This is a genomic window from Paenibacillus sp. UNC451MF, assembly GCF_000686845.1.
Taxonomy (GTDB): domain Bacteria; phylum Bacillota; class Bacilli; order Paenibacillales; family NBRC-103111; genus Paenibacillus_S.
This window is the reverse complement of record NZ_JMLS01000012.1, coordinates 68,510-87,900: the sequence shown is the minus strand read 5'-3', so window position 1 is coordinate 87,900 and position 19,391 is coordinate 68,510. Positions and strand designations below refer to the sequence as shown.

Genomic DNA, 19,391 nt, shown 5'->3' with positions numbered 1-19,391 from the left:
CCTCCACCTTGATCTCTGTTATTTCTTCTCGGCCTCAATAGCTTTATTTGCCCGCTCCTCAGCTTCTCGCAAAGCGGTATTCTCATCCTTACCCGAAGCGATATCGACCAACGCAGCAAGCATTTCCTTGTCCGCGATAGCCTGATACTTCGTCTTCTCAGTCGGGTCTGCAAACTTCGCCGGAAGCAGCGATTTTACATTTTTACCTGCCAATGCAGGATCATTTGTTGCAAAGTTTTTCATGATCTGATCTTGATTTTTTAAGATAGAGGAATAGCCGTCCTTGACGATAAAATCCTGAAACTCATCCGACGTGACATAAGACATCACTTGGAATGCAGCGTCTTTATTCTTGCTGCCTTTGGATAAATAAAAGTACGTAGGGTACGATTGCGGACCGACGTTAGGCTTATCCTTATAAACCGGCAGCTGCACGATATTCCAGTTCAAAGTATCCTTGAACACTCTCGCCGTAGTGCTGAGAGCGGCGAACATCGCTACATTCTGGTCTTTGTAGAAAGGCTCCTGCTGGCTAACCAGATTATATTTGTTATCTAGGAGTCCATTGCCCGGAATTTTATAAAATCGTGTCAAGTTCCCGAATGCTTGTCGGAATGAGTCAGAAGTGAACGCAGCCTTGGACGTCTTGGAGTCAATATGCGGAGCGGAGAGCTGGTTCAGCTGCATCAAATGCTGTACAGACATGGTCATCCCTTTAATCTGCTGACCATTATCAGTGCGAGTCATCGTCTTGGCCAAATCGTTGATCTCATCCCAGGTCATACCATCACGCGGGTAGGAAACTCCGAACTTGTCGAACAAGCTTTTGTTGTAAAAAAGCGCAGCCGATGTCGTGCTAACAGGCAGTCCATATATTCCTCCGCCGGCAAGCTGTCTCTGGATATCCACTGTCGATGGCTCCAGTCGTGACAAATCAAAGTTGTACTTTTTGATGAGATCGCTGATATCATCCTGCATCTCGTAGGCGAGCAAGAAATTCGAGGTCAACCCAATCGATGTAATCAAAATATCGATGGTTTGGCCCGATGTGATAACACTCGGCAGCGTCTGAGCATCCTTCTGCGGGATAAACTTCAGCGAATAATTCGGAAACTTCTTCTTAATCTGGTTTCCGTAGGTGCTCATGAACTGCTCTTCCGTCCAACCATTGACGCATACATAGAACACAAGCTCCGTCGGCGTATCGCTTACCTTCTTGACTAAATCCTGCCCCTTGACCGTCACTTCTTCGCTCTTTCCCGTTTGTTGGCATGCTGTGAGAGATGCCGCAAGCAAGCAAAGAATAATTCCTGACAGGCGCCTTGATTTCGTCCGCATTCGTACCCCTCCTTGTATATTCTACTTACTAGCTTATACAATGAAACATTGACTCTTATCTGACTCACAAAATAACTATATACCACATTGTAAGCGCGGTCAATACTGTTATGGTATATTTATAGGTTAGATATGAGTCAGAGACAAGCTCGTTATGCGAACCATGTCTAACAAAAAAGGCACAAGCTCTGTTAAGAGCCCGCACCTCTGGTTTGCCACTACCTATGTTTATTCCATTAGGTTGACGATATCTATCCGATAAACGATTGTCCTTCTCCTTGTTCCTTGTCGACTGAAGGAAGGAGCTGTTCGAGCCTTTGGCACAGCGTCTCTCGATCCTGCAGACCGGACAGGAATTGCATCGCTTCACGCTGCATTTCTTTAAGCTGATTGTTACTAAGCCCCATCTCCGTTATAAGACGGAAAGTCGGTATGATCTCACGGTACATGAAAAAACGCGAAGGACGGTATATACTTTCCTCTCCTTGCCATTCCATTGCCGCCCGGTGAGCCGTAATATTCAAAGTTTGGTTCCGTATCTTCAGCTGCGTTTCATAAGAAGTCATGAACTGCACAAGCAGCTTGGCAGCTTCCTTGCTGCGGGAGCGGCTATTGACGGCTAATCCGTTAACAATCAGCAGCGTCTTGTTGTTCTCCAATCCAGGAAGTGGCGAGACATCGAATGAAATGCCAGCATCCTTCAATTGGTTCAAGAAGTAGTACGTTGTCATGATAACGGACACCTTTCCATCAAGGAAAAGCGCCTCCGCATCGGCATCGCTTTCGGACAACAGGACCGGAAATACATCCGTCATCTCCATCAGTTCCCTGCAAATCCCCAAGCCTTCCACCGCTTTACTCGCAGCTAAATGGTATTCGCCATTATTATCAGCTTCAAACTTTCCGCCACTTTGCAGCATGAAGATCGGCCAGCGATTGCGGGATGGAAGATAGAAATAAAATCCAAATCGCTTTCCCTTCACCGCTAGCTGCTTCCCAAACCGAAACAGATCCTGCCAAGTCCAGCTGCTGTCTGGCTCTGGAACCCTAGAATCGCGGAAATGGTCTTTGTTATAACATAGAATAACAGGAGATAAGATAAACGGCTGTACCAGCGTACTGCCTTCCTGCTCAAATGGCGAAGTTGCAAACGGATATAACTCACTGTCAACCTCCAGCGGCTCCAGCAGGCCTGTTTGCCCAGCTTCGGCAAAATCCTGAAAACTGTTGTTATTAATCATAGCAACATCCAGCATTTCTGCATCCATGTATTCGAGCAGCGTTCGGCTGTAATTCATCGATGCCAGCTCAACCGGCTGTACTTGTATATGCGGATACTTCTCATGAAAGGCCTTAAGCATTCCGTCCACCCCGGCAAGCTCACCAGTAGCCTGCACGTAGCCGAACTTGATTACGGTACCCTTCATATGAGAGGGACTTATCACTTTATTGCCTACGCGGGCAATTTTCTCAATCAAGCCTTCCGCTACAAGTGTTTCCAGCCCTTTTCGGATTGAATTATTACTTAATTGAAATCTTAATTCCAAGTCGCTCTCTGAGGGAAGATAGCTCTCAACAGGAAATTTTCCCGAGATGATTTCTTCACGCAAAGTAGCGATCATCTCATCCAATCGTGCTCGAAAATGTTTGCGGCTGTTTCTTTTCTGCATGGACCTACCCCACATCTGCCTCATATTCCTTGTCTTTACCTTTTATTAGCATACTGAAAATACGATGGGAGGACAAGTCATGCCTACATAATATTATTAAAGCGCATGTAACGTATTCATCATCCAATCGAAGGATCGTACTCCGCTGATCTCATGTTTCCCTTCAAATATATGAGAGTCAAATTTCGTACTGATCCCCAACTCTCCATAAATCTGCTCAAGAGCTTGAATAGCTTCACGGGTCGTTGCAACGGGGAATATAGGATCATCAATACCAGCTTCAATAAATAACGGTTTAGGAGCGATTAAGCCAAGCAAATCCGGCATTTCAGCATGAAGCATAATACCAGGTATATAATTGCACAGACAATGACGCACTGCCAGTATACTTCCCCTATATGTATTCGGATAAATCCCGACTACAGATGCTTTTACCCTTGGATCAAGTGCTGCAGACAGCGATGCGATGGTACCTCCGCCTGAATGTCCCATGTTTCCTATCCGGTTGGCGTCGACATATTCCAAGGTAGATAAATATTCAGCCGCACGAAGAGCCTCATAGACGCGAAGGCCGGCTGTCGTTTTGCCTGTCATAAATAGAGCTGCCGATAAGTTGTAGCATGAATTTTTCAATTCTGGGTCCTGTATCCTGTCACGCTGCAGCCTACGGTCTCCGAATCCTGCAACCTCCGGTGCCATAACAACCAACCCACGGCGCGCTAGCTCCAGGGCGATATTATCCGACAGCTTGCCCGTCTCGAGCTTGGGAGAACCATCCTCCATCAACCCAACCAGCGATCTGCTTCCATAGCCGTGACCATGCCAGAGCACAACTGCCGGCTTTTGTTCGCCGTGCTGCATATTCTTCGGTTTCACGATATATACCGGCATTCGCAGCCCGCCCAAAGTCGTAATTTCGATGCGTTCTCGAATCACTTCATCGAGCTCCACACTTTCAAGGAGCACTGGTCTAAAGTCGGCAGCCTCCCCCTCAGGCAATTCGAATTCACCGAGCGCCGGGATTAAATGTTCTATGAGATACGCCCGCTTCTGCTCCCAAGGTGCATCGAGTTGATCATCACGTTTGTTTTGTAAGGAGTCATAAATACCGTTAAGAAATGAGTCTAAATGAGACATGAACATAACCTCCATTTGTTGTTGATAGCGCTTACCTTTTCTTGTTCCATTGATTTCAATTGTTGTTAGTTTAACCATATCATAGAAATCGGACTTATTCTTCAAAAACATTGTACTTTTCTTTCAAAATAATGCTCAAATAATAAATAGGAACCGATAGCGGCAATAACGGTATATTGATTTCTTTCAGACAAATTTGACTTGTTCATGCGAACTCCGTTTTTTTTCAGAAAAATAGATGTATAATCGAAACAATTCGCTTAGACACTGGAGGAAGTCGAACAAGATGAAAACATGGGACTTACCGATAACACATAACCCGCTGCGCACAAGAGATGATTTACGCCAAGCTTTCTTGCAGCTTAGCGATCCGCTAAAGCCTTATTACACTAAAGGTTCAACCCGTTTATATATTGGTAATACCGGAACTAGCTATACGGACGATGTAGCAGGAATGGAAGGCTTTTCTAGAGTTCTCTGGGGATTAGTACCACTGCTGGCTGGCGGGGACAACTGCGATTTATGGGATATTTATGTTCAGGGTATTAAGAACGGTACAGACTCTACTCACGAGGAGTATTGGGGAGATGTCGTCGATTATGATCAACGATTAGTTGAAATGGCTGCCTACGGCTTCGCACTAGCGCTAATTCCAGAAAAAATAAAATCAAGCTTTAGTGAGCAGGAATTACAACGTCTCACGGACTGGTTAGACCAAATTAGCAGTAAAAAGCTCTGGGACTGCAATTGGCTGTTCTTCCTTGTCCTTGTCCAAATGGGATTCAAAAAAGCAGGATTGCCGTATAATCAACCGTTAATGGAACAAACGCTGGGCGACCTGGACCGCTTCTACTTAACGGAAGGCTGGTATGCGGATGGTGTTCAGGGACATAGCGACTATTATGTGCCTTTTGCTCTCCATTACTACGGTCTGCTGTATGCCAAGCTGATGGAAGCCGATGATGCCGAACGCTCCCGTTTATATAAGAGCAGAGCCTTAGAGTTTGCCCATTCCTTTATTCAATGGTTCGACGAAGATGGAGCCGCGCTTCCCTATGGGAGAAGCCTTGCTTATCGATTCTCTCAGGCTGCTTTCTGGAGTGCGCTTGTATTTGCCGGAGTGGAACCTTTCTCTTTAGGGGTCATGAAGGGGCTTATTCTTAGAAATCTGCGCTGGTGGTTCCAACAGCCGATGTTTCACCCTGACGGCACTCTGTCCATCGGATACGCTTATTCGAACCTGATCATGGCTGAAAATTATAATTCGCCCGGATCACCTTACTGGGCGCTGAAGACTTTTCTTCCTTTGGCACTGGATGAGAACCATCCGTTTTGGACAGCAGAGGAGCTTCCACTGCCAAAGCTTCCGAGACTATCAGTGCAGCAGCCTCCTCATCTAGTAATTTGCAGAGATGAAGAACATCCGCACGTGCTTGCTTTTAATCCGGGGCACATAGGAACTAATGAGCATACTCATACTTCAGCCAAATACGAGAAATTTGTTTATTCCACCTTCTTTGGCTTCAGTGTTCCGCGGGCGGAATGGGGACTTGCTCAAGGTGCCTTTGATTCTATGCTGGCTATAAGCGAAGGCGATAACCTGTACCGTGTTAAACGAAAGACAGAGGAAAGCCTGATTTCCGAGAATGGTACGATTTATACGCGATGGAAGCCGTGGTTGGACGTCGAGGTTCAGACCTGGTTGATTCCTGGAACGCCTTGGCACATAAGAGTGCACCGGATTGATTCAAGCAGAACACTGGATCTGGCTGACGGCGGCTTTGCCCTGGGTATAGATCAAGGGCGAATACAACTGGGATCGCTGCAAGTCGATCAACGGAAACATGCTATTAGAGCCTCTAACGACTTAGGCTCAGCAGGGGTGCAGCTGCTGTATGGTACAGGTACAGTTGATCTGATAACTCCGCACTCCAATACAAATTTGATGCATCCCCGTACGGTTATTCCAACAGTCAAAATGAGCATTAAGCCTGGCAGTCACTGGCTTGTTACTGCCGTTTATGGGGAACCGTTCTCCAGTTCTGCTCAAAGCCATTGGAAGGCTGCACCTTCTGCACTTGTTGCTGGTAATGAGCTCCTCATCACAATGAGCGGTTCCAGTATTCCTGTGTTTAAGCGTGCACTAGACTAATTTCATCACGCAGACAAAAAAATCGCCTTCCGTCCTTGCTAGAAACATGGATGAATGGCGATTTTTTCATTATTGGTCTCTTTGAAAATCATTAAAGCGTGTCCCTTGATAATTCAAAGTCCCTTGATCTCCTTCTACTAATAATCCATGAACAGAACCTCGCACCTGTAGTTCAATTCGTCTACGGTCTGCAAATTCAAAAGTGACATAGTAGGTCGTGCTGGAGCTCGTATCTCCGGAACCTCCGGATACTTCTATTCTTTTGGATACGATCCTGGCCTGAGTGTTAACAACATCCGCAGCATTATTGCTTACCCAGATTGATAATCCTTTTACAACGATAAAAATAAGCACTCCGACTATAAATAACGGGACAACGACAAACATAACACTGAATATGGGCGGAGGACCTGAGAAGCCAACCGACATATGTATCACCTCCTTACATAATTCCATTCATCAAACCTATCTTCCAAACCGCTTCGGCTCATGAGCCTCCAAAGAAGCTATGGGATGCTTTCATTATGTATGACGCTTTTTCACTGGAAAAAGTTTCATATCATCAGCTGCTTAAGCCAAAAGAACCGCCCGAAGGATCGGACGGTTCTTTTATTAAGGTTTAATGTACATTAGACTGTCTGATAACACCGTTATCTGGCCAAGTATAATACTCGCGTCCGAGCGTCAAGCTGATGGAATTCCGTACTAAAGGATTCGTAATTAATGACTTCATCAACTCATCGGTCATAACCAGCTCATACTCCCTGTCGCCTTTCTCCAAGAACAATCGGATTCTTCGATCCGAAACACCATCATTTTCTTGGATTAAATCGGTGAACGAAGCTTTCAACTGCTCTGGAGTTTCACCGTACTGAAGCACACGATCAACCCGGTACAACGCCTGATCATTCTCGATACGATCTACAATAAGGTCCGATACCCCTTCCTTATTCGACGACAGCTTCATCACCAGCGCCGGATGCTCATCCCGATCTAAGGGACGAGTATCTCTTATACTTGCCGTGTAGGTTTGAGGGTCCCAGTTCACTAGCAAACCAAGTTTCTCTGCGGTATCCCGAAGCGGCACATATACAACCCCGCCATAATTGAAAGGATGCGTTTCAGGCGGATATACTCTGCCATCCACTCTCGCCTGAACATCAGAATAGGTGACAGTCGCTTCAAACGGGTCAGTCCCAATCGGGATACTTGCCGAAGCGTCTTTGAATTCGGATTGAGACGGATCTCCTTGAGCCGCAATTCCAGCCCATTCGGAGCGCAACAAAATTTCATAGCGGTTACTATCCGCATTCCATACCGTAACATACCCGAGAATATCTCTAAAGAAAGTCATAGGAGTGTACAGTGTGTTATTGTAGAACAACGCTCCCGGCGTGACAGGAATGGTTTTCCCATCCAGCGTCACCGTTACATCCGAGCCTGGGTAGAGCGTAATTTGCTGCGGTCCCGGGTCAGGATAACGTACCATAGCCATGTCTTTAAGTTCATTGACCCGATTCTCCGCTTCCTGGCCTTCGAACACATCGAACGCGCTAGCTGCCGCTCTACCTAGACGGTTGTTAGCATACACCAGGTAAGTGTGTCCCAATTCAAAGGTAACACCACATTGATCGCTGTCTGGCGCTGTCAGGACGGTATTCACATACCCTCCTTTTAGGTTCGAAAACGTCGCAAATGTTGCCATTCGATAAGGTTTGCCATCATAGAACACATTTTCAACATTTGTAACTGAACCGTAAAGCACATTGCTTGCAACCGAGTAATCGGTTTCCGCTGACGTAACCTCCCCCTTGGAACACGCAAATACTTTTTGCGGGCTAGACGTTACCGCAGCAGGAATAGCGGCCAAAGTCACCATCGCAGCCGCTACACAGGTTATGATCCCTTTCTTCATACACACAACTCTCCTTTTCTTTCTACAATATACCTCTTTGTTTATTACCCTGGATTTCCGAGTTTAAAAAGGAATTTTTTATACTAATGTATTTCGAAATGGAGATTGACTTTCCGGGTAGAGGCAGACTTTTTTTATGGCAATTTGTTGAACAAATTAGCAGTGCATGTCTTGTTCTCCTTGTATGCATTTGATTTTTCCCTAAATTTTCCCATGATCTTCAAAGAATAGTTTACTACGCCGCTGTCTAATATAGAACTGCTTGAATTGAAGCTTAAACAATAAGATAGAGGGTGGAATCTTGAACACGGAAGACCGCATTATGTCAGCATTGGAAGAAGTGCTTGATCCTGAAGTTGGCGTTAACATCGTAGATCTGGGTCTGGTCTACGATATAGCAATAAATGAACCCGGAACGGCAACCATTAAGATGACTTTGACGATCCCCGAATGCCCTCTGGCTGATCAAATTGTTGCAGACGTCAAGAATGCCGCTGAAAAAGTTCAGGGAGTTAAAAAAGCGGAAGTCCAGCTCGTGTGGGAACCAAAATGGACCCCTGCCAAAATGAATGACCTGGCGAAGGAACAAATACGAGCACGCCAAACCTTAGTGTGAGTTTACATCTTCGTTAGCCGCCCATGAGGGCGGTTTTTTGCATTGCTGCGAGGCTGCCAATTCCACTCCATAACATAAGAAAGTAAGTTAGAGGATTTCTTGAGCACAGTAATCCTGCTTGTCGTTCACTGCAATAATATACTATGCTCCCGTGCAGGCCTGGATCTATAATGCAATAAACTTCCTCATCAAGGAGCATAAATCATGAATATCACATCATTTCTCATCTACTGCGTCATCGTAACGTTCACGCCGGGGCCATCCAACATCGTCATCTTGTCGGCAGCACATCATTATGGCATTAAAAACGCCATTCGATATATTGCCGGTGCTTCCATTGCATTCGCTCTATTGCTCACGGCTTCCGTTGTACTGAATCGTGCATTAACAGCTAGCGTACCGACGATTCTGACTGCAATTCGAATTACAGGAAGTATATTTATGCTGTATCTCGCTTATCAAGTATTCAGAATGGATATAACGAATTCAACTTCGAAGTAGGCTGCTTCCTTTACCTCAGGCTTCCTGACTCAATTCCTAAATCCCAAGGTTGTGTTATTCACGATGACGGTTATTCCAAGTTATGTGATGCCTTATTACACATCAGGGCTTGTGTTATCGATATTTATTGCGGTAGTATCGATCATAGGTGTCACAGCTTATATGACGTGGGCTGTATTCGGTACGATTTTCAAGAGGTTCCTCCACAAATACCAAAAGGCTGCCAACGCCATAATGGCGTTGTTTCTGGGTTATTCAGCCATATTAGTATCGGGATTCATTGAATACATAAAGGGGTGAATAAAGTTGGAGCAATTTCTGTATAAACATGCCGCCGGAGTCACCGCTTTATCTGCAAGCATTACTGATTTTAAATATAAAAAGCACTGCCATGAGGAATATGCCTTAGGAGTTACTTTGCGGGGAGTGCAGCAGTATAACCTGGATGGAAGCATGCAATCTTCGCACGAAAATGGGGTCATGCTTTTTCATCCTGAGCAGATGCATGACGGTTATTCACAGCTTAGTTCTGGTATTGATTATGTCATGCTCTATATTCACCCCGAGCTTTTTTTGGATGCCATCGGCAAAAAAGACATTGTTCGTTTTTCTTCTCCTATCCTATACAAGACCGGACTAAGGAGGAGCATTCTTCAACTATCGAACGCAATTCTTAGCGATCAGCAAGAAGCATTATGCAGTGAATTGCTACTGTCGCTCGCAGGGCATTTTTCCGAGGATACTCTGGATTCCTTAAGCAAGAGAGACAATGCATTCATACGAAAAGCGAAAGAAATGATGCACAGTAATCTGGAGCATGTGCTCAAGCTCGATGATATAAGTCAAACGTTCGAGATGTCCAAATTCCAGTTTATCAGAGCGTTTAAAGCCAATACGGGATTATCGCCATATCAATATTTTCTCAACAGTAAAGTAGAGAAGGCGAAACACGTAATAGAAAAAAGCCGCGATATTTATTCGGCTGTAACCGAATGCGGGTTTGTCGATTTAGCTCATCTAAACAGACATTTTAAAACCGTATATGGTACGACGGCATTTGAGTATAGGTCTCAGTTGTAAAATATGTAAATATGCATAGAGTCCAATTCCGAACTGGATTCTACTTTTTCAGGCCATGATAAAGCCAAACCGTTACGTTGTGTAAGGGTTTGGCTCTGATCCTATCATCGGCATAACAACTGACGCTGTTAGCTTCCTCTAGTCATGGCTGTAGCGCCCGTATACGATAGCTCGGAAATTCCATAGGGACGCAATAGTTCAATAATCGCATCCAGTTTACTTAAATCACCCACTGCTTGAATGATCATATGTTTCGGACCAACGTCAATGACCGAGGCACGGAACGTCTCGACGATGCCTAATATTTCTGGACGTATGGACGGTTCTGCCTCCAGCTTGATAAGCGCAAGCTCCCGAGAAACCATCGGTTTAGAGCTTACATCTTGAATACGGATTACATCTATCAGCTTGGAAAGCTGCTTCTCGATTTGCTCAATCGTACGATCATCTCCTGTGGTAACCACAGTCATGCGAGATAATCCTGACTCTTCCGTGCCGCCTACGCTAATACTGTCAATATTGAAACCTCTGCGACCGAATAGTCCACATACCCGCTGCAGAACTCCGGGCTGATCGTTCACCAAAATAGCTAACGTATGTTTTCTCATCATTCGAAATCCCCCAACATCATTTGATCCAATCTCGTTCCAGCAGCTACCATAGGAAACACATTCTCTTCCTTCGGAACAACAAACTCTACAAGTACAGGTCCCGGTGTTTCCAGCGCCTCCTGCCACACTTGGATGGCTTCGGCTTTCGTTGTGGCTCTCATGCCTTTAATCCCATAAGCTTGAGCTAGCTTTACAAAGTCAGGACTTCCCGCCAAATCGATATGGCTGTACCGATTATCGTGAATCAGCTGCTGCCATTGTTTCACCATCCCAAGCACCTGATTGTTAATAACAACAATTTTGACCGGAATTTGATGAATGGCGCAAATCGCCATCTCTTGCGCGCACATCTGCATACCGCCATCCCCGTTAACGGAGATGACAAGACGGTCCGGATTCGCTACTTGGGCGCCGATAGCGGACGGGAAACCAAATCCCATAGTTCCAAGTCCGCCTGAAGTAATCAGTGAGCGGGGATGCTTAAAATTGTAGAACTGACCTACCCACATTTGATGCTGGCCGACATCTGTAGTGATGATAGCTTCGCCTTCCGTCGTTTCGTTCAACATCTCAATAACGTACTGCGGCTTTAGCTGACCTGCCGAATCTTCATACTTCAATGGGTGTTTTATTTTGTTGTTATTAATCTCTTCAAGCCACTCACGAGTTCCAGCCGCCTCCGCGTTCACATTCAAATATTTCAGCGCTGCTTTGATGTCGCTCACACACGGGATATCTGTCTTGATGGTTTTGCCGATTTCAGCAGGGTCAATGTCAATATGCGCAATTTGTCGCGCCCTGGGAGCAAAACCGTCTACTCGCATCGTCACGCGGTCATCGAATCGGGAGCCTATCGAGATGATCAGATCGGCATTTTGAATAGCCATGTTCGCTGTATAAGTTCCGTGCATCCCCAGCATTCCCATGCAAAGCTCATGGGAGCTTGGAAAACCGCTCAAGCCCAATAGCGTCGTCGTTACCGGTATCCTTGTTCGATTTACGAAAGCTATCAATTCTTCGGAAGCATCGGAATACACCACGCCGCCTCCTGCCAGAATTACCGGTCTGGAGGACCCTTGAATAGCATCAAGCAGCTTATCGAGCTGCGAGTATGCCGGCTCAGGTGTCTCCTTGTAACCACGAATCGGCTTATGTTCATATGGAGTGTACGCTGTCTTATGATTGGATACGTCTTTCGGAATATCGATTAATACCGGTCCTTTGCGCCCTGTGCTGGCAATGTGGAATGCTTCGTGAATAATCCGCGGCAGTTCCCGAACATCTCGTACCAAGTAGCTGTGCTTCGTTATCGGCATTGTAATACTAACAATATCCGCCTCTTGAAAAGCATCCGTGCCCATCACAGTCGTTGGTACATTACCCGTAATGATGACCATCGGAACCGAATCCATGTAAGCTGTTGCAATGCCTGTTACCAGATTTGTCGCTCCCGGACCAGAGGTAGCAATACAAACCCCTACTTTTCCGGTGGAGCGCGCATAACCGTCTGCAGCATGTATCGCCCCTTGCTCGTGACGGGTCAAAATATGTTTAAATTCGGGGTTGCCCACCATCGCATCATAAATATACAAGACATTACCACCTGGATAACCGAATACACACTCAACCCCCTCTTGCAGCAATCCTCGCAGTAAAATCTCCGAGCCTGTGATGATATCATTGGATGGCTCCATCGTTCTCCCTTGATTTCCAATCAGCGTAGTTTGTTCCATTGGAATACCTCCCGAAAATATAAAATCCCCTCCCATCCCGAGTAAGCACTTCTATGCCATACTCAAGGGACGAAAGGGGTTATTTTTCGTGGTACCACCCTGGTTTGCCGGGAGCTTCGCAACTCCGGCCTCATGAGGTAAGGCTGGATTGCCTTACCTTCAGCACAATAACGTGTGCCATTCCGTTTGCTGCTACTCACCTGACATCTGACCGATCAAGGCTTTCGAACAAAGGCTCCGAGACGACTTCACACAAAGGGTTACGGCAAAGGTTCCAGCTTTTCCTTCGCTCTCTGGGCATAAGAGCCCTTGTGCTTTTTTCTCTTCATTGCTTTTTTCGCTATATCATCAATAAAACCCCTCTCATCCCGAGCAAGCACATCTGTGCCATGCTCAAGGGACGAAAGGGGTTATTTTTCGCGGTACCACCCTGGTTTGCCAGAAATTTCACAATTCCGGCCTCATGAGGTAAAGCTGGATCGCCTTACCTTCAGCACGATAACGTGTGCTATTCCGTTTGTTACTACTCACTTCAACCCTGCATCAGCATGGGTATCAGCTTTCGAGCAAAGGCTCCGAGATGACTTCACACAAAGGGTTACGGCAAAGGTTTCAGCTTTCCCTTCGCTCTCTGGGCATAAGAGCCCTTGTGCTTTTTTCTCTTCATCGCAATCGATATGTTCATTAATTTTCACTATAATAACATATGCAAACTTACTTTTTCAATACCCTAACGTACACATTTTTTTATACGAAGCCTCCGTTTATTCGAACGGTTTGACCCGTGATCCATCGAGCTTCTTCGCTCGCAAGGAACATTACGACATCGGCAATATCGCCGGATTCCCCCAATCTGCCGAATGCATTCATGCCGCTCAGGTGCTTAATCTGCTCCTCAGACTTACCTTGCAAGAACAGCTCGGTACCCACCGGTCCAGGAGCAACCGCATTAATATTAATGTGAAGGGGTCCGAATTCTTTGGACAACTGTCTTGTGAACTGCTCCACGGCACCTTTGGTACCAGCATATGCGCTGTATTGAGGGAACATGGCCCCAACAACCGAGGTCGAGAAATTAATGATTCTGCCATTGGCATTCATATGCCTTGCAGCTTGCTGACAAGCAAAATAGGTACCTTTCACGTTGATATCGAACATCCGGTCAAAATCTTCTTCCGTCATATTCTGAATGGGCTTAGTCACCATGACTCCCGCATTGTTAACCAGAATATCGATTTGTCCATAGGCCTCCAACGTGGTCTTGAATAGCTTATCTATTTCACTAATGCGGCTGATATCTGCTTGAACGGCCATCGCTTCTCCGCCATCATGCTTTATGCCCTCGACAACTTCCCCCGCCTGCTTCTCATTACTGCTGTAATTGACGACGACTTTAGCTCCTTGAAGAGCGAACCGTTCTGCAATCGTGCGCCCGATTCCTCTTGACGCGCCTGTGACAAGTGCTACTTTCCCTGTGAATTTCATCCTATTCTCTCCTCTTTGGGCCTGACATCTTGAATACTCCGATTCCGATATGGATAATGTACATCGGCATCCTGAACCGCACAAGAAGGCACTTTTTTACCGGATAGTTACTTTGAGGTTAGAATTAAGCATCTATGGTACTATAGAGAATAATTCAAATTGTTTTTATTAGGAGGAGCTGTCATGTCTCTTGATTTTTTAAAAGATCATCCGGGCTACAACGACGAAGATATCGATTGCTATATCCATGTCACGACAACCATGCAAGCCATCGGCGGGAAATGGAAAATGCTCATCTTATGGCATGTTCACGCTGGGAGCAAACGATACAATGAATTGCGCCGATTTCTCCCTGGCATTTCGCAGAAGGTACTTTCTCAGCATCTTCGCGAGCTGGAGCAGGACGGATTAATCGAACGCAGGGTATACCCGGAGACACCCCCACGGGTTGAATACGAAATGTCTGCTTACGGCAAAACATTGGAACCCATCTTCGACATCATGTACGATTGGGGAGTCATTCATCGTTCGCGTAGCATGGGACAGCCGGAATGATCTTACTTCCCTCCACCGACATGCTGTACGTAATCAATCCGTTGCGCCAGTGTCGGATGAGATCCGACAAAAAATTGCACGAGCGGAGGCGGATTTACATCGGATAGGCTGTTAGCAGCTAACTGTTGAAAAGCCCGAACTCCAGCATTCGGATCTTTCCGCAGCTGTATGGCGTATTCATCCGCACTATGCTCCTGCATTCGGGAAATCGCATTATCGATGGGTGATGCAGCAAAAGACAGCACAGATACGACCAGCAGCAGTACTGGCAGCCCGGCAATGTCATTCATGCCTCTCACCTGGAATGATGATCCCCAGCGGGTAATGATCCAGTTGAACAGGCGATACACAAGCCAAAAGCCGATAAAGCTTTCCACAATCCCCCATAACGTTCCCCACAGCACGTGACGCTTCACATAATGCCCCATTTCGTGAGCCATTATGAACAATATTTCGTCAGGCTTTAGTTTCTGCAATGTCGTATCCCACAAGACAATTCGGGTCGTTGAACCAATCCCGCTTACGTAAGCGTTAAGTGTATTCGTTTGTTTGGACTTATCGACCTGGTACACTTGATCTGTTGGGATATTTGCCTGCTTTGCCAGGTCTAGAATTTCCTGTTTGAGCTCCTGATTTTGAAGCGGCTTAAAGTCATTGAAGATGGGTTCCATCACGACAGGCTGAATAAAAGTAAAGAACAGCGTCAGCGGTATGGATACCGCCCACCCTAGCAGCCACCAGCGTTTAGGGCTTTTCTTTATAGCTAGATACAGCAGCCAATACATGGGTATGGAGATGACAAGATTCACTCCGAAGCTTTTGGCAATATCCAGCGCCCATGATCCAAGACTCTGATTCGTCAATCCATAAGATCGGTCCAGTTCATGTAAATAAAAGTTTAATGGGAGCTCGATGATTTCCAGTATTAACTGCAACAAGAGCAGGTAGACGGCTACTTGCAGAAGCGACCAACGGAACATCAACTCCGACCGTCTACGAAGCCAAGATGAAACGCTTAATATCAACAACAGCAATATAATAACCCACATGATCGGGGTTGAAATAAAATACGAGAGATATCCGATCGTTGATAGCTTATGGATACTTTGTATTTGCTCGTCAGTCATAAAGGTTGTCGGATCTGCCGGACCTCCGCGCAGCGCTTCAGGAACGTTCGATGCAGGCTGATGAAGGAAATAATAGCTAACTGCCACACTGTAGACGATCAGAATAAGCAAGCCGATAAGTCCACGTTTCATAAGTCCCCTACCTCTCATTAAACATCAGATAAAACAAGCTATTTGTTCATTATAGTCCATTCTTTTCCTATTTATCACATTTGGTGCTTAAGCAGCCGTACAACAATAAAGCCCCGGAAAAAGCTCCGGGGCTTACATGCTTTAATATTACCATTAAAAAGCCTAATAAAGTTCGTCTTACTTCACCGTCTTATTGTACTGCTGAATCTTGGACGTAATGTCCTTCGCCGCTGCATCCAGCGCATCCTTCGGCGATTTTTTATTATTCAGAACTTCCTCGATGGCTCCTTCTACGATCTGTCTCGCTTCCGGGAATACGCCCATGACAGCACCTTGCGTAGCCGTGCTCATTTTGGTTTGATGCAATTGATCAACCGCTGTCTGGAATTGCGGGAATTTCTTCAAATTGTCTTTCACACTTTGTTCATCGTAGGCCTTCTTCGTGATCGGGAAGTAACCTGTATTAATATGCCAATAAGCCTGCTCTTTAGGTGAAGTTAAAAATTTGATGAACTCCCATGCTGCCTTCTGCTCATCATTAGGTCGGTCATTCATAAGCCACAGGCTGGCGCCGCCAACGACAACTCCGCCTTCTTTGGCATTGGCCGGCTTAGGCAGGAAGCCTGTTCCGACCTGGAATTTGCCTTCCGCGTTATCGACCAAGCCCTTCAGTGATGCCGTCGATTCCAGGATCATTCCGACTTGACCTGCGGAGAATGCTTTCTTCGAATCGTCGGTTTTGCGGCCCAAATTGTTCGCCGCCTTCGAATCGATCATATCCTTCCACCACGTCAGCGTCTTCACGCCCGCTTCGCTGTTGACGATCGATTCAGTCGCTAAAGATGTACGTCCGTTGCCGTTATTCACATACTCTGCACCTTGGTTAGCGAAAAACTGTTCCATGAACCAACCGTAAATGGCGAAGTTAGCCCCTGTCGCTTTTCCTGTCTTCGTGATCGCATCCGCCGCCTTTTGCACCTCTTCGTAGGTTTTGGGTGGCTTCTCCGGATCGAGACCCGCTGCTTTAAATAAATCTTTATTGTAGTAAAGAATAGGATTAGAAGTATTAAACGGCATGGAATTCAACTTACCGTTTAACGTGTAGTAGCCCGTAATGTTAGGCTCAAGCTGAGTTACATCGAATTTGTCCTCATCGATGAACTTCTGTACAGGGGTAATGGTTTTGGAATCAATCATAAAGCGGCTTCCAATTTCGTACATCTGAACCAGACTTGGGCCGTCCTTGGTCCCCATGCTCGCTTTCAGCTTACTGAGCAGATCGTCATAGGTGCCCTGGAAAATAGCCTCTACCTTGATTTTATCCTGCGAAGCGTTGAAATCGGCTACGAGCTGATCTACCACTTTCGTATTCGATCCGCCCATTGCATGCCAGAACACGACCTTTTTTTGCCCGGCTGATGTGCCGCCTTTGTCCGTAGCTGCCGTTTGTTGATCTCCGCCACAGGCGGTCGTAGCCAACATCATGGCTGCAACCGTGAGACTCAGTAAACCTTTTTTGCTCATAAGCTTCATTGTTTCACGCCCCTAGTTTGAATAATATATAGAAAAACTTCAGAATCGAAGTATCTCTAAGAGGTTCATTCTTACATCTAACCTTTGATAGCCCCAGCGGTAATGCCGCGGATCAACTGTTTTACGCCGAAGGCCAGCATGATAAAAGAAGGTAAAAGCACAAGCGATACGCCGGCCAATATCAAATTCCACGACATCACCTCTTCATGCTGAAGCATGGAGACGCCGATCTGTACCGTACGCATGGTCGGTTTATTCGTAATGAGCAGCGGCCACAAATACGCATTCCAGTGGTTAATGAAAACATAGACGAATAGTGTGGCTATAGCCGGACGCGATAACGGAAGAACAATCGAGAAAAAGGTGCGCAGCTGTCCACAGCCATCGATTTTCGCCGCATCGAACAGTTCATTCGGAAGCTGGAGAAAAAACTGGCGCAGTAAGAATACTCCGAAGGCGCCGGCCATGAATGGAACGATCAAGCCCTGGTAGCTGTCCATCCAGCCAAGTGATTTAATGGTCAAGTAGTTCGGAATGACGGTCACTTCCCAAGGAATCATCATCGTGGATAAATAGAGTAGGAACATTGCGCTTTTAAGCCGAAATTTCAAAAAAGCGAATGCATAGGCCGCCATGCTGGAAGTGATGACCTGACAGATCGTAATAGCTAAGGAAACGACAAAGCTGTTCACGATAAACCGAATAATCGGCACCGTCTGAAGCGCCTTAATGAAGTTGCCGAGATAAAGCTGATGAGGGATTAATGGCGGCGGGAAGACCGCAACCTCTTTTTCCGTCATAAAGGAGGACAGTATCGTGAATAAAAGCGGATACAGCACAGCCAAAGCGAGTAGTGCCAAGAATACATACAGAATAGTCTGGGAGACTCCGCGGATGATCACTGATAATGCACCTTCTTTTCCAAAACTTTAAATTGGAAGATCGTCAGCAGCAGGATGATAAGGAATAAAATCAATGCCTGAGCGCTGCCGATACCGAATCGGAAATTGATAAATGCGTCCTGATAGATAGAGTAAACGACCACGTTGGTGCTGTTAATGGGACCGCCTTTGGTCAAAATATTAATTTGTCCGAAGGCTTGAAATGCGGAAATAACCGATACGATGAGGACAAAGAACAAGGTTGGAGATAGAAGTGGAAGCACAATCTGGATAAACGTTCGAATGGGACCTGATCCGTCAATCTTGGCGCTCTCATAGAGCTCCTCAGGTACCCCCTGCAAACCGCTTAGCAATATAATGTAAACGAAGCCCATATTCATCCATACTGTCATTAAGGAAATGGAGATTAAAGCCCATGAGGGATCAGCCAACCAAGAGATGGGAGATATGCCGATAAGTCCAATAAAGTAATTCAACATCCCAGCTGTCGGGTGGAATAGCAGCAGCCAAATAATCGAACCTGTACCGACTGATATTACAATGGGAAGAGAGAAAATGAATTGGAACACCTTCATTCCTCTTAGCTTGTTATGCGTCAGTGCCGCCAGAAATAGCGACCATACAATCGTCGTTGGAACGGTAAATAATATAAAAAGCAGTGTCACCTTCAGATTGGAATAAAACTGGCCCGAGGAAAACAGGTCCACATAATTATCCATACCGACGAAGGCGGCAACACGTCCACGGGGATCCGTTAAAGTCATGCTAAGGTAAACGGAACGAATCATCGGATAAAACAGGAAGCAAATAAAAATAATTAGCGACGGAGCCAGAAATAAATAGCCTAGAAGCTCTTCTTTTGGTTGGGATTTTTTTGCAGATGATTGCATAGATGCAGACAATG

16 protein-coding genes, 1 pseudogene and 1 other annotated feature are annotated in these 19,391 nt (G+C 45.9%); of the genes and pseudogenes, 5 read left to right on the top strand and 12 right to left on the bottom strand.

Translation table 11 applies throughout. The features are described from left to right. Positions 1-18: 18 nt before the first annotated feature. From BP97_RS0114380 to BP97_RS0114370, 3 genes are all read right to left on the bottom strand, one after another. The gene (locus tag BP97_RS0114380) at positions 19-1,338 is read right to left on the bottom strand and encodes an ABC transporter substrate-binding protein (RefSeq protein WP_028549727.1); all 1,320 of its coding nucleotides are present in this window, start codon (positions 1,336-1,338) and stop codon (positions 19-21) included. 251 nt (positions 1,339-1,589) lie between these two features. Next, the gene (locus BP97_RS36310) at positions 1,590-3,008 is read right to left on the bottom strand and encodes an extracellular solute-binding protein (protein ID WP_051620588.1); all 1,419 of its coding nucleotides are present in this window, start codon (positions 3,006-3,008) and stop codon (positions 1,590-1,592) included. Between the two features lie 96 nt (positions 3,009-3,104). After that, positions 3,105-4,145: a dienelactone hydrolase family protein gene (locus BP97_RS0114370; protein WP_028549726.1), complete on the bottom strand. Its 1,041-nt coding sequence runs from the start codon at positions 4,143-4,145 to the stop codon at positions 3,105-3,107. A gap of 286 nt (positions 4,146-4,431) precedes the next feature. On the opposite strand from BP97_RS0114370, the gene BP97_RS0114365 reads away from it, so the two are divergent. Then, complete coding sequence (locus BP97_RS0114365; protein WP_028549725.1) at positions 4,432-6,297, top strand: DUF2264 domain-containing protein; 1,866 nt, start codon at positions 4,432-4,434, stop codon at positions 6,295-6,297. A gap of 69 nt (positions 6,298-6,366) precedes the next feature. On the opposite strand, the gene BP97_RS0114360 is transcribed toward BP97_RS0114365, so the two are convergent. Both BP97_RS0114360 and BP97_RS0114350 read right to left on the bottom strand, forming a co-directional pair. Beyond that, the gene (locus tag BP97_RS0114360; RefSeq protein ID WP_028549724.1) at positions 6,367-6,726 is read right to left on the bottom strand and encodes a DUF2500 domain-containing protein; all 360 of its coding nucleotides are present in this window, start codon (positions 6,724-6,726) and stop codon (positions 6,367-6,369) included. 190 nt (positions 6,727-6,916) lie between these two features. Further along, complete coding sequence (locus BP97_RS0114350) at positions 6,917-8,212, bottom strand: stalk domain-containing protein (RefSeq protein WP_028549723.1); 1,296 nt, start codon at positions 8,210-8,212, stop codon at positions 6,917-6,919. A 301-nt stretch (positions 8,213-8,513) separates the two neighbouring features. On the opposite strand from BP97_RS0114350, the gene BP97_RS0114345 reads away from it, so the two are divergent. The 3 genes and pseudogenes from BP97_RS0114345 (at position 8,514) to BP97_RS0114335 (ending at position 10,409) form a co-directional block, all read left to right on the top strand. Then, the gene (locus BP97_RS0114345; RefSeq protein ID WP_028549722.1) at positions 8,514-8,828 is read left to right on the top strand and encodes a metal-sulfur cluster assembly factor; all 315 of its coding nucleotides are present in this window, start codon (positions 8,514-8,516) and stop codon (positions 8,826-8,828) included. A gap of 204 nt (positions 8,829-9,032) precedes the next feature. After that, a pseudogene (locus tag BP97_RS36305) lies at positions 9,033-9,629 on the top strand (LysE family translocator). A gap of 6 nt (positions 9,630-9,635) precedes the next feature. Beyond that, positions 9,636-10,409, top strand: coding sequence for an AraC family transcriptional regulator (locus BP97_RS0114335; RefSeq protein WP_028549721.1), 774 nt, complete (start codon positions 9,636-9,638; stop codon positions 10,407-10,409). Positions 10,410-10,537: 128 nt separating this feature from the next. On the opposite strand, the gene ilvN is transcribed toward BP97_RS0114335, so the two are convergent. The 3 genes from ilvN to BP97_RS0114320 all read right to left on the bottom strand — a co-directional run bounded on the left by ilvN (position 10,538) and on the right by BP97_RS0114320 (position 14,238). Then, positions 10,538-11,020: an acetolactate synthase small subunit gene (ilvN, locus tag BP97_RS0114330; RefSeq protein ID WP_028549720.1), complete on the bottom strand. Its 483-nt coding sequence runs from the start codon at positions 11,018-11,020 to the stop codon at positions 10,538-10,540. Continuing rightward, the gene (gene ilvB, locus BP97_RS0114325) at positions 11,017-12,753 is read right to left on the bottom strand and encodes a biosynthetic-type acetolactate synthase large subunit (protein WP_028549719.1); all 1,737 of its coding nucleotides are present in this window, start codon (positions 12,751-12,753) and stop codon (positions 11,017-11,019) included. The genes ilvN and ilvB overlap by 4 nt, the downstream gene beginning before the upstream one ends. A gap of 393 nt (positions 12,754-13,146) precedes the next feature. After that, positions 13,147-13,429, bottom strand: a binding site (T-box leader). A gap of 71 nt (positions 13,430-13,500) precedes the next feature. Continuing rightward, positions 13,501-14,238, bottom strand: coding sequence for an SDR family oxidoreductase (locus BP97_RS0114320; RefSeq protein ID WP_028549718.1), 738 nt, complete (start codon positions 14,236-14,238; stop codon positions 13,501-13,503). A 183-nt stretch (positions 14,239-14,421) separates the two neighbouring features. On the opposite strand from BP97_RS0114320, the gene BP97_RS0114315 reads away from it, so the two are divergent. Then, positions 14,422-14,793, top strand: coding sequence for a winged helix-turn-helix transcriptional regulator (locus tag BP97_RS0114315; protein ID WP_081824171.1), 372 nt, complete (start codon positions 14,422-14,424; stop codon positions 14,791-14,793). Positions 14,794-14,795: 2 nt separating this feature from the next. On the opposite strand, the gene BP97_RS0114310 is transcribed toward BP97_RS0114315, so the two are convergent. The 4 genes from BP97_RS0114310 to BP97_RS0114295 form a co-directional block, all read right to left on the bottom strand. Further along, positions 14,796-16,052: a M48 family metallopeptidase gene (locus BP97_RS0114310; RefSeq protein ID WP_028549716.1), complete on the bottom strand. Its 1,257-nt coding sequence runs from the start codon at positions 16,050-16,052 to the stop codon at positions 14,796-14,798. A 177-nt stretch (positions 16,053-16,229) separates the two neighbouring features. Continuing rightward, positions 16,230-17,585: an ABC transporter substrate-binding protein gene (locus BP97_RS0114305; RefSeq protein ID WP_028549715.1), complete on the bottom strand. Its 1,356-nt coding sequence runs from the start codon at positions 17,583-17,585 to the stop codon at positions 16,230-16,232. A 77-nt stretch (positions 17,586-17,662) separates the two neighbouring features. Then, a complete protein-coding gene (locus BP97_RS0114300; RefSeq protein WP_028549714.1) occupies positions 17,663-18,487 on the bottom strand; it encodes a carbohydrate ABC transporter permease in 825 nt (274 codons plus the stop codon). Further along, positions 18,484-19,377, bottom strand: coding sequence for a carbohydrate ABC transporter permease (locus BP97_RS0114295; protein WP_036745920.1), 894 nt, complete (start codon positions 19,375-19,377; stop codon positions 18,484-18,486). Before BP97_RS0114295 ends, BP97_RS0114300 begins: the two co-directional genes overlap by 4 nt. Positions 19,378-19,391: the final 14 nt, after the last annotated feature.